This is a genomic window from Mesorhizobium sp. B2-3-4 (assembly GCF_006442315.1).
Taxonomy (GTDB): domain Bacteria; phylum Pseudomonadota; class Alphaproteobacteria; order Rhizobiales; family Rhizobiaceae; genus Mesorhizobium.
The window spans coordinates 166,119-179,849 of record NZ_VFVY01000004.1 but is presented as its reverse complement, the minus strand read 5'-3'; the positions used below and the strand labels follow the sequence as shown (position 1 = coordinate 179,849).

Sequence of the window (13,731 nt, the reverse complement as noted above, 5' to 3'; positions counted from 1 at the left end):
CGTGGTTAGGGCTGAGGTGGGACGGCAATCCCAAATCAGCCCGCAACTTATAGCACATGAGGTGCTATCCCAGAAGATAGATGCGCTCACGCCTGCCAAGAAGGCCGATCTTGGCCAGCCGCCGGAATTGGTGCGCTAAAGCTCTCCCCATCCTGCCGCAGATATTCGCCCCGCTGGCCTCGCGCTGGCGGGGCTTTTCGTCGTTTAAGGGCCGCGCTATATCGGCTCAATGGGAAATGGCTGGACATTCCAAACGCTGATCGACGGCAACATGCAGTTGACTGCCTACTGCCATGCCTGCAACCACAGCAAGGTTCTGTCACTCGAAAAGCTCAAGCGGCGGTTTGGCCCAGACACCCCGGCCATGGCGGATGACATCAAGCCGAAGCTGAAATGCGAGAAGTGCGGTTCGAAAAAAGTCGGGCTCATCTACGCGCCTGACGCGGACAAGGTATCAGGAATGGGGAGGGCGATCCCGCCGAAAAGCTTGTATTCCAAGGCGAAGGGCGAATGACCCACGGCACCACCTACACCGTTTCCGCCTACGATAGTATCGAGAAGGTATGGAAAACCGTGCTGGCCACATCGGATAAGGCCGAAGCCGAGGCGATGAAGGAAGCAATGGAGCAGGACGGCGTTAAGAGCCGGGTCGAGACTTTTGCGCAGAAGCGTTAGGCTTCCACTCAGTCGCCCAGAATTCGCTCCCAGTGCTTGCAACCCAGCCTTCCGTATAGCCGCCTTCCTCATAGAAGCCATCAACCTCAACGATCTCCTTCCATCGCGGCCAAGTACCCCTCAGGCGCATAACCGTGCCATCAGTTGGCGCTGTTCTGATCGGTTTCCAGTCCCCCATCATCATCTCCCATCAAAACTCCACCATCCCCCCCATTGCCCTCAGCCCATATGCGGCTACCAGGATGATAGCCCCGATCGCGGCAAGGTGGGGGAGGTTGGAAAACCTCATGGCGTCAGCGCTCGGTAATAATAATACCGATAGGTGCAATCAAAGCCGTCCGTTGAAGATCCAACACAATTGCCCTTGCGGAACGCCTCAGGATCGACCGGGTTTGATCCTCCATCGCGCGTCTTTACACACAAATCGCCGACCTGTGCATTGCCGGATTCCTCCTCGTCTTCGATCTTGTCGATGATCCACCAGCCGCGCGGACGGTTGCCGGTCACATCAGGATTGACACCATACTTCGCTACGACTTCTTCGATTGTCATCTCACTGCTCATCGTGTTCCCTCCTACCTGTGCTGCGAATATGGGGAGGGTTAGGGGCGAGGTGGCCGAGCAGCGATCATGGCCCTATACGCCCTTGCAGCGGTCTCGCGAATCTCCATGCCAGATGTGGCTTTCTGTTCATATAGCTTCGACAGACGGTCGTACCCAGCGCTGATCATTGCTTCGGTCGGCTCAGCAGGGACGGTGACGATATGGCCCTCCAGCGACCGTAGAAACTGTCGGCTCAACATAGACAGATCATCGTCGGGGTCTCGCCCGGCATCGTCCAAGACTTTATTCGCCAATCGGATTGCGTCGTCTCGCTCGGCCATCCTTCATTCCCCTCTGGTTGAAGGGGAGAGGGCGGCTGAGATCGCTGCTTCGAACCCGGCACCAATCATAGGTGCCTGACTTCCGTCCCATCTGTCCACGAACATGGCTTCGTACATTGCCCTCATCATTTCAAATGACGGATCTCGCATGGCCTCTATTGCGGCGCGGGCCATGCCCAGGTAATCGGCCTCTGTGAGGCTATGTCCATCTGCTGTGCCGATCGCCCGAGCCACGCTCTTCAACATCTCGCTCGTCTCTTCCATGCTTAGGCTCCTTCTTGGTGGGGGAGGGTTAGGCTATTACCGCACCGGTGTCGCGATCGGTTAGAACTAAGACCACGTCCGGCTCACGGCGGTAGCCCTTGCGAGCTTGGCAGATGCCTCGAACGACGTCCTTGCCGCTTACAGTCGCCCCGCAGGCCGGGCATGGATCTGGCGCCTCTTCGAAGCACGGGCAGAATTCAGGGCGCGTCATTGCCTTCTCCATCGTTTACAGTGCGGCGGGTTTTCTCAATGGTTTGACGGGCACGGTTTACAGCTAGAGATGCCAGAAACCGCAGAACAGCGCGGTTTGCTTTGGGCCTTCTAAGCCGATGGTCACAGGTTCGAATCCTGTCGGGATCGCCAAATATTTCAATAGCTTATACCGCATGATCTCATGAGGTCATTCAATCCGGCCCTTGCCGTGCGGCGCTATCATCGCCTGGCCATCGATGCCGGGGACAGCGGACCGGGGCTGGTGCGCCGGCTGGCCCCGGAATTATTTCGTGATCTCTCCGGTTGGAACCTCGGCCGATACCAGGCGTTCGGGGCCTTGTATTCGTGGAGCCTCATAAAAGGCAATGTGCGGTCCGGCGAATGGGGTGGGGCGAAACAAGAACGGGTTGGGGGAGGAGAAGCCAGGCCATGTCGAAACGTGAAATTGGAACATCCCCTGCCTTGGTGCGGCGCATCGCCGAGCTCAGGGCCCGAATGCAAGATGCGGAAATCTCCGGCCACGAGATGAAAACCTTTCACAAGGTCGCCGCCATCATGGGAGCCGGCGACGGCTCGCTGCGGCTGGATGCCGACGACCTGATCGCCGCATCCTTCGTTGTCGAGGCGGCAGGGCCGGCGCCCAACCGCTGACTTCGGAATCTTCCGAGTCCCAGATCCGCCGCGCAATTTGTGGCGACATCGGAGCACGATCGCCTCTCGGGCGATCGTGTCCCGGTTTGCGGCCATCTGATCTCGAATTGAAAGGAAAGTCTTATCATTTTGTTTGCGTTGGCACGTCATAGTAGGGACGGCTAACGGAGTGGAAGGGGATGAAGCTCGACTTGTCGCCGACCAGCTGGGGCAGGGTGGTCGCCGTCACCGTCGCCGGCACGGCATTCTTCATTGCCGTGGCGTTCTTCGTCGATTCGTTCAATTTCCCCTATCTTTCGCCCGAGGCCGTCTGGCGCGCGGAACTGACCGACCTTCTGCTGCCGCTTGTGCTGGGCGGCTCGTTTCTGTTCTTCCTGATGTGGAAGATCCGCCAGCTGGCCATTGCCCAGCGCGACCTCAGCGTCATCGCCGCGACGGACAGCCTGACGGCGGTGCTGAATCGCGGCGCCTTCTCGATGCTCGTCGAAGCCTATCTCGAGCAGACCCGCAAGCAGGAAGAGACCCGCTCCGGCGCGCTGCTGATCATCGATGCCGACCATTTCAAATCGATCAACGATCGCCTCGGCCATGATTGCGGCGACCAGGCGCTCAAGGTGATCGCGCAGGCGATCAAGGGCCAGTTGCGTGGTGGCGATATCGTCGGCCGGATCGGGGGCGAGGAGTTCGGCGTGTTCCTTCCCGGTGTCGATCCCTCGCAGTCCTGGCTGGTTGCCGAGGGCATCCGCCGGCGGATTCGCGAAACGGACTTTTCGCCCGGTGGCCGCTCCTGTCCGCTTTCCGTCAGCATCGGTGGCACCAGCTTCAGCGGGCCAACCACCTATGAAGCCATATTCTCCGCCGCCGACAGACGGCTTTATGCCGCCAAGTCGAATGGACGCGATCAGGTCAGCTTTGATCCGGCAGAAGCCTCGCATGCGTCGCAGCCCAACGCCGCCACCATGCATTGACGGTAGGGCCTGCAACAGGCTGATACTAACGCCTTCCTTGATGCTTACTTGACGTTTACTTATCTGTATGCTTCATCCGGGCAATTGATGTATGAAGCATCGCCGGAAAATTCTGCTCCTCAAGCCCTCCATCGTGCGGTTCGCGGGTGCCGCCACGGGCTTGAATGCAGGCAATTGGCGAGACACGCAGTAAGCACCGCGACCATGATCCATTTGTTTAACGGCTTTCAGAACCCGTTTGGGGGCAGTGAACGGGAAACCCTGGAGTTGTATCGGCTGTTGAGCGCCGATTGCAGGGTGCGGTTGTGGGCAACTTCTTCACGTGCATCCGAAGACCTGATGCGGGAATTTCCGATACGTCGCGTCTCGCCGGCGACACGCAACGTGCCGGATGGCGGCACCTACGTCTTTCTGGGTGCGCATTGGCGGAACAAGGTGTGGCCTTACCTGATCCCACGGCCGCGCCGGCTGGTCTATGTCTTCAACACCTTTCATCCCAAGTTGCTCGCGCTGACGACGCACAGGTCGCGCCTGCTGGGCTGGCCCGGCGCCGAACTGGTGCTGATCTCCGACTTTCAGAGGCGCATGCTGCGGGTCGAAGGCGTGGTCCACCCTTCGCCGATCGATATCGAGCGCTTCTCGCCGGGGCCGGCAAGGCCAAATCGTCCGTTCACCGTGGGGCGGCTGAGCCGCGACACGGCCGACAAACATCACGCCGACGATGTGGGGCTCTATGAGGCCTTGCTCGCCAACGGCGATGCCGTGCGCATTCAGGGTGGCATGCCGCTCAAGGACAGGCTTGCGCCGCATCCAGGGCTGGAACTCCTGCCCCAGGGTCGGTTTGCCGCGGAGCAGTTTCTGCCGACGCTCGACGTCTTCTGCTACCGCACCGGCGCGCATGTGGAGACATTCGGCCGTGTCGTGTTCGAGGCCATGGCCTGCGGCTTGCCGGTCGTGTGCCATTCGTATGGCGGCTATGCCGACCATATCAGGCATGGCGAAAACGGCTTTCTTTTCGAAACGACGCAACAGGCCGCACGGATTCTGGCCGAACTCAAGGCTGACCCGGGGCTGCGCGCGACCGTTGGCCATAGGGCGCGGCAAACCGTCGAGCGGCTGTTTTCGCCGCAGGCACAGCAAGAACGGCTGGATTTCTATCGAAGCTAGCAGGACTGGATCGCTCCTTTTCCCCCGCCGTTCGCGAGGCGGCGCTCGGACGGCATGCCGACCGATAAAATATGAGTAATTTCTAATTTATTCATGCGCCACTCTGGCCATTTCCAGGGATGCTCCTATTTCTCTGACCGGTTGGGGTGTCCTGTGCCGGCTTTCGGCCACGGACTGGGTTTAGGGGCAAAAAATGGCCGAGCCGGGCGAGCGCGAAAGCGCATGATCCACCTGTTCAATGGCTTTCAGGATTCCTTTGGTGGCAGTGAGCGCAAGACGGTCGAATTGTATCGGCTGCTCGGCGCCGAGACCGGAGCGCGTCTTTGGGCGGCATCGTCCAGGGCATCGCAGGAATGGACGCGTCAATTTCCGATCCACCGCATCTCGCCGCTGACGCGGCATGTGCCGGACGGCGGCACCTACGTCTTCATAGGCGCGCATTGGCGCAACAAGATATGGCCCTATTTGATCCCGCGCCCGCGCCGGCTGATCTACGACTTCAGCACCTTTCATCCCAAAGTCATGGGCCTGACGACACATATGCCCGCCACGCTGGGATGGCCCGAAGCCGAACTGGTACTGGTTTCCGATTTTCAAAAGCGCATGCTGCGGGCGGACGGCGTCGTCCATCCGTCGCCAATCGACATTGGGCGGTTCTCCGCGCGGCCGGCAAGGCCTGACGGCCCATTCACCATAGGGCGCATGAGCCGTGATACGCCGGACAAGCACCATGACGACGATATCGCGCTCTACGAGGCCTTGCTGGCGGAAGGCGTCGCGGTGAAGATCCAGGGTGGGGTGCAACTCAAGGACAGGCTTGCGCCGCATCCCGGGCTCGAACTCCTGCCGGTGGGGCAACTCGCGGCGGAAGACTTTTTGCCGACGCTCGACGTGTTCTACTATCGCACCGGCTCGCATGTGGAGACGTTCGGCCGCGTGGTGTTCGAGGCGATGGCCTGCGGCCTGCCGGTGGTCTGCCATTCGAATGGCGGTTACGTCGACCATATCAGCCATGGCGAAAACGGTTTCCTGTTCGAAACGACACAAGGAGCAGCGCGGATCCTGGCGGACCTCAAAGCCGACCCGGGCCTGCGAGCGACGGTAGGCCGCAAGGCGCGGCAGACCGTCGAGCAACTATTTTCGACGCAGGCATTGCAAAAGCGGCTTGATTTCTATCGACGCTAGCGGCCCCGCGCGATCCGGCTTCGGCCGAGGATCCACGCCGTTTGGCATCGATCCCGAGATCGCGCTAAAGCTGGCATGACGTGAATCGCGGGCGGCCGGCATCGGTGCGCAACAGATCGAGCAGGGCCACTACCGATGACATTGACGGGCGCCGCGGCACTGCTGATCCTGGTCCTCACCTACGCCGGCGTCGCCATCGGCCGCATTCCCGGCTTGCGGCTCGACCGGGCCGGCATCGCCCTGCTTGGCGGCGCGGCGATGATCGCCATCGGCGCGCTCAGCATGGAGGACGCCTATCGCGCCATCAATTTCGACACCATCACGCTTCTGCTCGGCATGATGATCGTGGTGGCGCATCTGAAAGTATCGGGTGCCTTCCGGGGTCTCGGTGCCATCGCCATCGAGCACGCGCATGCGCCATTCATGCTTCTGGTGATGGTGACGCTCCTTACCGGCGTGCTGTCGGCCTTCCTGGTCAACGACGCCATCTGCCTGGTCATGGCGCCGATCGTCGTCCACGTGACCCGCGTCATCAACCGCAACCCGATCCCCTATCTGATCGCCACCGCCACCGCTTCGAACTGCGGCAGCGTCGCCACCATCACCGGCAATCCGCAGAACATGGTCATCGGCGCGCTGTCGGGCATCTCTTACCCGGCCTTTTCGGCGGCGCTGTCGCCTGTCGCCTTGTTCGGCCTCGTCGCGGTGATCGTCATCGTGCGCATCGTCTACCGCGCCGAATTCACAAGCAGCGGCGAACTGACGCCGCACGTGGCGCGCGGCCGCATGCATCGCGGCCAGGTGCTGAAGGCGGTGATCGTCTGCGTGGGGCTGGCAATCGCCTTCTTTGCCGGCGTTCCCGTCGCCAAGGCGGCGCTCATCGGCGGCGCCATCCTGCTGCTTACCCGCGCCATCAAGCCGGCGCGCATCTATCGCGAGATCGACGGACCGCTTCTGTTCATGTTCGCCGGCCTGTTCGTGGTGGTTGCCGGCGCCGAAAAGACGCTGCTGACATCGGACATGATCGCCTCGGCCAAGAATATCGGGCTCGACAATGTCTGGAGGCTGGCGGGTTTCACCGCCGTGTTATCCAACATCATGAGCAATGTTCCGGCCGTGCTGGCGCTCAGGCCGTTCATACCAGGCCTGGAGAACCCCGAGCGCGCCTGGCTGGTCGTGGCCATGAGTTCGACGCTCGCCGGCAATTTCACGCTGCTCGGCTCGGTCGCCAACCTGATCGTCGCCGAACAGGCGCGCGCCTCGGGCACGCAGCTTTCGTTTGGTGCCTTCTTCAAGGTCGGTCTGCCGCTGACGCTGATCACGCTTCTGGCCGGAACGGCATGGTTGGCTTTCGGGGTCTAGGAGAAGCCGCGTCCAGTCTAGCCTTCAGCATAAGTTTGGAGCCTGGTAGCATCATCAGTCAGAAAACTGGTGTTCAGATGTGAAATCTCCCACTAGGGTCGGACGATAGAGTTTGGGGTTTCTTTCTGGACGAGCAGGGGGAGGGCTGATCCTTTGGGGGTGGCAAGGACGATTGCCCTTCGGTGGCGCGCTTACAGATCTTATCTGCGGACGGAACTTGCCGATACACCGCCGAGCGGCAAATGGCGGTTACGCGGCTTGCTTCGCGGCCATCAGTCCCAGGCACTGATCATGCTGGACGACCAGGCCTTTCTTCGAAAAGAATTTACGTCCCTCACTTTGTACACACGCCGCCTGGCGACCTACAATCACCGTCTCGACCGGTTGTTGTTCAACAAGCTGAACCAGAAGGCTTGGCTTGACCATGTCATGCCCTTCGCGGCCCCGCCCATGACCCACTATGTGGCCGGCCGGCATCTGGTCGAACTCGCCAGGCCGGACGAACGCCTTGAATTTTCAGCGATACTTTCGCTTGTCCGGGACAAGGGCGAACTGTTTCTCAAGCCCGCGGCCGGTGGACACGCGCAAGGGGCGCTAAGATTGGCCGATGTGCCCGAAGGCCTGCGGGTCAATGGCGTCACAGTGGATCCGCAGGAATGGCTGAACGATTTCCTGCGCCAGAAGCCAAACGCCTACACGGTCTCCGAGATCATCCGGCAGGGGACATGGAGCGAGACGTTTTTCCCACCCACGCTGAACACGCTTCGCGTGCTGACCGGGACGCATTTTTCCAGCCACAGCCCTGTCATCCTGGCGGCGACGATGAAGATGGGCCGTCCGGAAACCTATCCGACCGACAACTGGAAGATCGGGCGCGGCGGAATTTCGGCTTTGGTCGATCCGGTGAACGGCGTTCTCGGGCCCGGTCTGTCCTACGACAGGGAAAACAGGCGACGCCAGGTCAATGAGCGTCATCCGACCTCCGGTGTCCAAATCCGCAATGCTTTCATACCCAATTGGGAGCTTGTCAGATCGCGGATGTTGAAGCTGGCAAGCCAACTGCCCTATCCGGGCCTCATCGGTTGGGACGTCGCATTGACGGATGATGACATCGTCATCGTCGAGGCCAACACCACCCCCAGCCTGGCAATCCATGAAAGTCATGCCAGCTTGAAGCGGACAGCCGAGCAACGCGCATTCTGGGCTGAAATGGGTATCTGAGACCAGAAACGCGCTTCAATCCCTGTCTGGCGTTCGCGCCCGCACAAGCGTGGCCGCTGCCCGTCCCGCAGCCTCGATATAGTCGGGATTGCGGTGGATCAGCATGATCGAAAACGAGCCGTCGATCAAAAGCACGATTTCGCGCGCTACCACCTCCGGTTCCTCAATACCATGGCCCGACAAGGCTCCAGCCAGCCATGCTTCGAAATTAGACTTGTGGCGCGATCCGACCTTGACCGCCGGGTGGCCGGGCATCGAGGCAAGTTCCGCGGCCGTGCGCAGGAACCCGCATCCCTTCCATTTGGGATGACGCGCAGCCACAGCCAGATTGGCGAAGATGGCTTCGACCTTGCTGTCCACGCCACCTTGATCGGCTTCGAACCAGCCGGCCATCCGCTTCAGATTGGGCTGATCGCGGCCATCGAGATAGGCGGCGATCAGGTCGTCCTTGCTCTTGAAATGATAGTAGAGCGTCCGCTTCGTGAGCCCCGCCTTTTCGGCGACGGCGTCGACGCTGACGCGGCCGATACCCTCCGCATAAAACAGTCTGGTTGCGGCGTCGACAATGCGCTTGCGGGTGGGACTTTGTGCTTCGGGCATGGGCCTAAGTATACCGACTAGTGAATATACACAAGATGGGAACGGCGTAACCTCCAGCGCATCGACACACTCTGGAAGGAAGCCGAAATGACCGATCTCGTCCTCAACGAAACAAAGGAGGGGATTGCCGTCCTCGCTCTCAACCGGCCCGAAAAGCTGAATGCGTTGAACTATGCCTTGATCGATCGCCTGCTCGCGATCCTCGACGCCATTGAAGTCGACAGCGCTGTCCGCGCCGTCATTGTGACGGGCGCCGGCGAGCGGGCCTTCTCGGCCGGCGCCGACATCCAGGAGTTTTCGGCAAGCGTGGCGCTCGGGACCGACACCGCGCTGCGTGACTTCGTCATGCGCGGACAGCGGCTGACGGCGCGGCTTGAAGCCTTCCGCAAGCCTGTCATCGCAGCCGTTAACGGCCTCGCCTTCGGCGGTGGCTGCGAAATCACCGAGGCGGTGCCGCTGGCCATCGCCAGCGACCGTGCGCTGTTCGCCAAGCCCGAGATCAACCTCGCAATGCCGCCGACCTTTGGCGGCACCCAGCGCCTGCCGCGGCTCGCCGGACGCAAGCGCGCGCTCGAACTGCTGTTGACCGGCGACTGGTTCGCGGCCGAGCGCGCCCTTGAACTCGGCCTCGTCAACAGGGTGGTTCCGCACGCCGAACTGATGCCGGCCGCACATGATCTTGCCCGCCGCATCATCACGCATTCGCCCGCGGCGCTCGCCAGCATCCTGACCGCGGTGTCGCGCGGCATCAATCTTGGCATCGCCGAAGGTTTGCTGGTCGAGGCCGAACAGTTCGCCCGCATGGCTCCGACCGCCGATCTCCGGGAAGGGCTCGGGGCCTGGATCGAACGGCGCAAGCCGGGCTATGACGGCTCCTGGACGCATGTCGCAAGGCCGGACGAAGCAAGACGCGCCTCGCTACGCCTCGACCAGGCCGCCGGCCTTGGCAAGACGCCGGGGTAACCGGCCATCATGTGGGCCCAGAGCCGCCCGTCACTTCGCCCTGACCAGGAAACCCAGCCGCCCGAGAATTTTCACCGCGCCGCTCTTGCCGCCCTCGAAGTCGCCGGAGGCCAGTCGTTTTCCAGTGGCGAATTCATAGGCCGTGCCGAGGATCGCCTTCGGCGGATAAAGGCGGGCGTCGGCGACCAGTTCGTAGGTCGTGGTCGGGGCAAACCCATATTCGGCGAAGAAACGCTGGGGTCCCAGCCGGTCGTACTCTTGCATCGCCCGCACCACATGGGCGCGGGTGACGTCGTCCCACACGATCATGTCACCCTCCTCAGACCGATTTCACCTCGCCGCCATCCATGCGCAGCGTCGAGCCGGTCATCCAGCGCGCGGCTGACGACACCAGGAAGGCCATCAGCTCGGCGATCTCTTCCGGCTCGCCGTAGCGGGCGATGCCGGCTTCCCTCGGGAAGTTGGCCGTCGCCTCCTCGACGCTCATCTTGTGCAGCGGCGCCCAATGTTCGAGATAGGAACGTCGGCGGCCGGTCATCACCGGGCCGGGGAGCACGCTGTTGACCTGCACGCCATCGGCGATGCCGCGGTCGGAGAAGGCTTTCGCCAGCGCCACGACGGCTGCGTTGATCGTGCCGACGGCGGCATAAGGGGCCTTGGGGAGCAGCGCGGAATTGCCCGACATCAGTACCACGGCCCCCTTGGCCGCCTTCAGCGCCGGCCAGGCCGCGATTGTCAGCCGGCGTGCGCCGTGCAGTTTCAGCGCCAGGCCGGCGTCCCATTGCTCATCGCTCATCTCGAACAGGTCGATTTGCGGCACGGCGCCGGCAATGTTGAGCAAGGCATCGATGCGCCCGAAGGCGGCCAGCGCCTGCTCGACCACGGCTCCGGCTGCTTCGGGCTTGGCCAGATCCGCCTCGACGATCAGCGTCTTGGCGCCCGCCGCCTCGACGGCGACGGCTGTTTCCTCGAGCTTCGCCCGGCTGCGCGCGACCAGAACCAGCGCGGAGAAATCCCGCGCCAGCCGAATGGCTGTGGCCTGGCCGATGCCCTGGCTGGCGCCGGTGACGATTGCGACGGACGTCGACATGGCAAGTCTCCTCTTTTCGGATCAGCGCAGGAAATCGCCGATGGCGGCGGCGATCTCCCCGGCATGGGTTTCCAGCGCGAAGTGGCCGGTGTCGAGGAAGCGCACCACCGCATCCGGCATGTCGCGCTTGAACGCTTCCGCGCCCGGCGGCAGGAAGAACGGGTCGTTTTTGCCCCACACCGCCAGGAATGGCGGCTTGTGCGTGCGGAAATAGGCCTGGAAGGCAGGATAGAGGTCGACATTGCTCCTGTAGTCGCCGAACAGGTCGAGCTGCACCTCTTCGGCGTCCGGCCGGTTGAAATAGAAGCTGTCGAGCGAATGGCCATCGGGCGAAACCAGGTTCGCCGGGGCGCCATGCGTGTACTGCCAGGCGATCGCATCCGGCTTGAAGGAAGGGCGCAGCGCCTCGCGATTGGCAGGCGAGGGGTCGTGCCAATAGGCGCGGATGGGGTTCCAGCCTTCGCTCAAGCCTTCCACGTAAGCATTGCCGTTCTGCGAGATGATCGCGGCGATCCGTTCGGGATGCTTTAGCGCCAGCCGGAAACCGGTCGGCGCGCCATAATCGAAGACGTAGAGCGCGTAGCGGTCGAAGCCGACCACTTCGGTGAAGCGGTCTATGATCTCGGCAATGTGGTCGAACGTATAGGCAAATGTTTCACGAGACGGCATGTCGGAGCGGCCGAATCCCGGCAGGTCGGGCGCGACGATATGGAAGCGGTCGGCAAGTAGCGGAATGAGGTTGCGGAACATATGGCTGGAGCTTGGGAAGCCGTGCAGCAGGAGCAATTTTGGCGCGCCAGGCGTGCCTGCCTCGCGATAGAAGACGTTGAAGCCGTCGACGTCGGCGTTGCGATAGGCGGTCATGGTTCTCTCCGTTTCTGTAACCGAAAAATTGGCGTTAACAAGGTTATCTGGATTTAAGACGACGAGCCCGTCTTCAGGAGGCACTCCGGCGCTGCGCAGGCCCGGGCTGCTTCGAGGATGATGTCGATGACGATGCCGGGCGCGGTGACGATCGGCGTATGATCCACCGGGTGCGAACGGACATGCGCGTTCATGCGCCTCGCCATGAAATGCTGGGTTTCGGCGGCGATCATGCGGTCCTGCTCGGCGACCAGGAACCAGGCCGGCCGGTCCTTCCACAGCGGCCGTGCCACCGGCACCGTGATGCAGGCCGGCGAGATCGGCCGCTGCACGGCCCGCAGCACCGTCAGGTCGTCGGCCGCCGCGTCTTGCGCGAAAGCTGAAGCGAAGGCTGCATCCGGCAGGTAGATCAGGCCATGATCGTCGGGCGCGAGCTTTGGCGCCAGGGCATGCGGCGTGGCGCGGTAGAAGACGTCGGCCACGGTTTCGCTTTCGTCGAGCGCAAGTGCTGCCACGTAGACAAGCGCTCTCACGTGGCTGTTGCCTGCCGCCCCGATCACCGCGCCGGCATAGGCATGGCCGGCGAGCACGACCGGCCCGCCGATGCGCGCCAGTGTCTGGTGGAGTGCCGACACATCGTCCTCGAACGACGTCAGCGGCAGCGGCGCGGCAACCACATTGAAGCCTTGCGCCGCGAGCGGCGCGATGACCCTGGCCCAGCTCGACCCGTCGGCCCAGGCGCCGTGGACCAGCACAACACTGACATCGTTTGAGGGCATCGCGGCTTTCCTTCAGAATTGGAATTTTGGAGTAACCTTCTTGATATTGTTAGAAGGGTTATTCGACAATCACATAACTTGTCAACCGACGCCAAAGGGGTTATCACCGTTTTGTGTTCAAGGCGCTCGGCCGGGCCGGTGCGCGATCGGAGCTGTGATGACCTCTGCAATCTTCGTCGGTGACGCCCTCGGCCTGGATTTCCTCAATTCGGTCGCGACGCCGCTTGATACGCCGGTCGACTGGATCGCCGACGGCGAAGGTTTGCTGGATTGGGTCGAGCAGGCGCGGCTGGCGCCGTCCGAAGCGCTTGCGAGCATTCGCAAGCAAGCGCTGCCGGGCGAACTCGACAGGACGGCCGATCAGGCGCGGCGCCTCAGGGAGTGGTTCCGGGGGTTCGTGCGTGAGCATATGGGGCGCCGGCTGGCCGCTGAAGACTTTGCCGAACTGGAGCCGCTCAACCGCCTGCTCGAGCGGGACGAGGTTTTTACCCGCATTACCCGGGCGGCGAAGGGCACGGACATGCCTTTTGAGCTTGAGGCCGCCCGCAAATGGCGTACGCCCGAGGCGCTTCTGCCGCCGATCGGGGAAGCACTGGCGCGGTTCGTCTGCAGCGAGGATTTCTCACATGTGAAGGCCTGCGAGGGGCCGGCTTGCACCTTGCTGTTCGCCGATCATACACGCGGCCACCGCCGCCGCTGGTGCAGCATGGCGCAGTGCGGTAACCGGGCAAAGCAGGCCGCGCACCGCCACCGTATCAAGGCGCATCACGACTAAGCGCGACCGCTGCTCGAGGGGGCGGGCCGACGCATCGCGCACGGGCCGGCGGCTTGTCGCCGCCAGCCCG

Annotated in this window: 17 protein-coding genes; 10 read left to right on the top strand and 7 right to left on the bottom strand. The window is 62.3% G+C overall.

What is annotated here, in order from left to right:
• Positions 1-229: 229 nt before the first annotated feature.
• Both FJ967_RS08765 and FJ967_RS33295 read left to right on the top strand, forming a co-directional pair.
• On the top strand, positions 230-514 hold the full coding sequence (locus FJ967_RS08765; RefSeq protein WP_181175714.1) for a hypothetical protein: 285 nt from the start codon (positions 230-232) through the stop codon (positions 512-514).
• Positions 511-675 (top strand): hypothetical protein, encoded by a 165-nt coding sequence (locus FJ967_RS33295; protein WP_181175713.1) that lies wholly within the window; start codon positions 511-513, stop codon positions 673-675. Before FJ967_RS08765 ends, FJ967_RS33295 begins: the two co-directional genes overlap by 4 nt.
• A 285-nt stretch (positions 676-960) precedes the next feature.
• On the opposite strand, the gene FJ967_RS08760 is transcribed toward FJ967_RS33295, so the two are convergent.
• Together FJ967_RS08760 and FJ967_RS08755 are read right to left on the bottom strand one after the other, a co-directional pair.
• Positions 961-1,239, bottom strand: coding sequence for a hypothetical protein (locus tag FJ967_RS08760; protein ID WP_140731309.1), 279 nt, complete (start codon positions 1,237-1,239; stop codon positions 961-963).
• 323 nt (positions 1,240-1,562) lie between these two features.
• Entirely contained in the window at positions 1,563-1,823 is a 261-nt protein-coding gene (locus FJ967_RS08755) for a hypothetical protein (protein WP_140731308.1), read from the bottom strand.
• A gap of 642 nt (positions 1,824-2,465) precedes the next feature.
• On the opposite strand from FJ967_RS08755, the gene FJ967_RS08745 reads away from it, so the two are divergent.
• The 6 genes from FJ967_RS08745 (at position 2,466) to FJ967_RS08720 (ending at position 8,590) form a co-directional block, all read left to right on the top strand.
• Positions 2,466-2,687, top strand: coding sequence for a hypothetical protein (locus FJ967_RS08745; RefSeq protein WP_140731307.1), 222 nt, complete (start codon positions 2,466-2,468; stop codon positions 2,685-2,687).
• Between the two features lie 179 nt (positions 2,688-2,866).
• Positions 2,867-3,655 (top strand): GGDEF domain-containing protein, encoded by a 789-nt coding sequence (locus FJ967_RS08740; RefSeq protein WP_140731306.1) that lies wholly within the window; start codon positions 2,867-2,869, stop codon positions 3,653-3,655.
• 48 nt (positions 3,656-3,703) lie between these two features.
• The gene (locus FJ967_RS08735; RefSeq protein ID WP_246675224.1) at positions 3,704-4,822 is read left to right on the top strand and encodes a glycosyltransferase family 4 protein; all 1,119 of its coding nucleotides are present in this window, start codon (positions 3,704-3,706) and stop codon (positions 4,820-4,822) included.
• 222 nt (positions 4,823-5,044) lie between these two features.
• Positions 5,045-6,007 (top strand): glycosyltransferase family 4 protein, encoded by a 963-nt coding sequence (locus FJ967_RS08730; protein ID WP_140731305.1) that lies wholly within the window; start codon positions 5,045-5,047, stop codon positions 6,005-6,007.
• Positions 6,008-6,142: 135 nt separating this feature from the next.
• Positions 6,143-7,369 (top strand): anion transporter, encoded by a 1,227-nt coding sequence (locus FJ967_RS08725; protein WP_140731304.1) that lies wholly within the window; start codon positions 6,143-6,145, stop codon positions 7,367-7,369.
• A gap of 291 nt (positions 7,370-7,660) precedes the next feature.
• Positions 7,661-8,590 carry a sugar-transfer associated ATP-grasp domain-containing protein gene (locus FJ967_RS08720; protein WP_140731303.1) on the top strand — a complete coding sequence of 310 codons (930 nt, stop codon included), beginning with the start codon at positions 7,661-7,663 and terminating at the stop codon, positions 8,588-8,590.
• A 15-nt stretch (positions 8,591-8,605) separates the two neighbouring features.
• Here FJ967_RS08720 and FJ967_RS08715 read toward each other — a convergent pair whose 3' ends face one another.
• Positions 8,606-9,190, bottom strand: a complete 585-nt coding sequence (locus tag FJ967_RS08715) for a TetR/AcrR family transcriptional regulator (protein ID WP_140731302.1) — start codon at positions 9,188-9,190, stop codon at positions 8,606-8,608.
• Positions 9,191-9,277: 87 nt separating this feature from the next.
• On the opposite strand from FJ967_RS08715, the gene FJ967_RS08710 reads away from it, so the two are divergent.
• Positions 9,278-10,153, top strand: a complete 876-nt coding sequence (locus FJ967_RS08710; protein WP_140731301.1) for a crotonase/enoyl-CoA hydratase family protein — start codon at positions 9,278-9,280, stop codon at positions 10,151-10,153.
• A gap of 30 nt (positions 10,154-10,183) precedes the next feature.
• On the opposite strand, the gene FJ967_RS08705 is transcribed toward FJ967_RS08710, so the two are convergent.
• Genes FJ967_RS08705 through FJ967_RS08690 form a run of 4 tightly spaced genes read right to left on the bottom strand, consistent with a single transcriptional unit; the run spans position 10,184 to position 12,886 of the window.
• A complete protein-coding gene (locus tag FJ967_RS08705) occupies positions 10,184-10,462 on the bottom strand; it encodes a hypothetical protein (protein WP_140731300.1) in 279 nt (92 codons plus the stop codon).
• 10 nt (positions 10,463-10,472) lie between these two features.
• Positions 10,473-11,243 carry an SDR family oxidoreductase gene (locus FJ967_RS08700; protein WP_140731299.1) on the bottom strand — a complete coding sequence of 257 codons (771 nt, stop codon included), beginning with the start codon at positions 11,241-11,243 and terminating at the stop codon, positions 10,473-10,475.
• A gap of 21 nt (positions 11,244-11,264) precedes the next feature.
• A complete protein-coding gene (locus FJ967_RS08695; protein WP_140731298.1) occupies positions 11,265-12,107 on the bottom strand; it encodes an alpha/beta hydrolase in 843 nt (280 codons plus the stop codon).
• Positions 12,108-12,160: 53 nt separating this feature from the next.
• On the bottom strand, positions 12,161-12,886 hold the full coding sequence (locus FJ967_RS08690; protein WP_140731297.1) for an alpha/beta hydrolase: 726 nt from the start codon (positions 12,884-12,886) through the stop codon (positions 12,161-12,163).
• 157 nt (positions 12,887-13,043) lie between these two features.
• On the opposite strand from FJ967_RS08690, the gene FJ967_RS08685 reads away from it, so the two are divergent.
• Positions 13,044-13,661, top strand: a complete 618-nt coding sequence (locus FJ967_RS08685) for an ABATE domain-containing protein (RefSeq protein ID WP_140731296.1) — start codon at positions 13,044-13,046, stop codon at positions 13,659-13,661.
• Positions 13,662-13,731 lie beyond the last annotated feature (70 nt).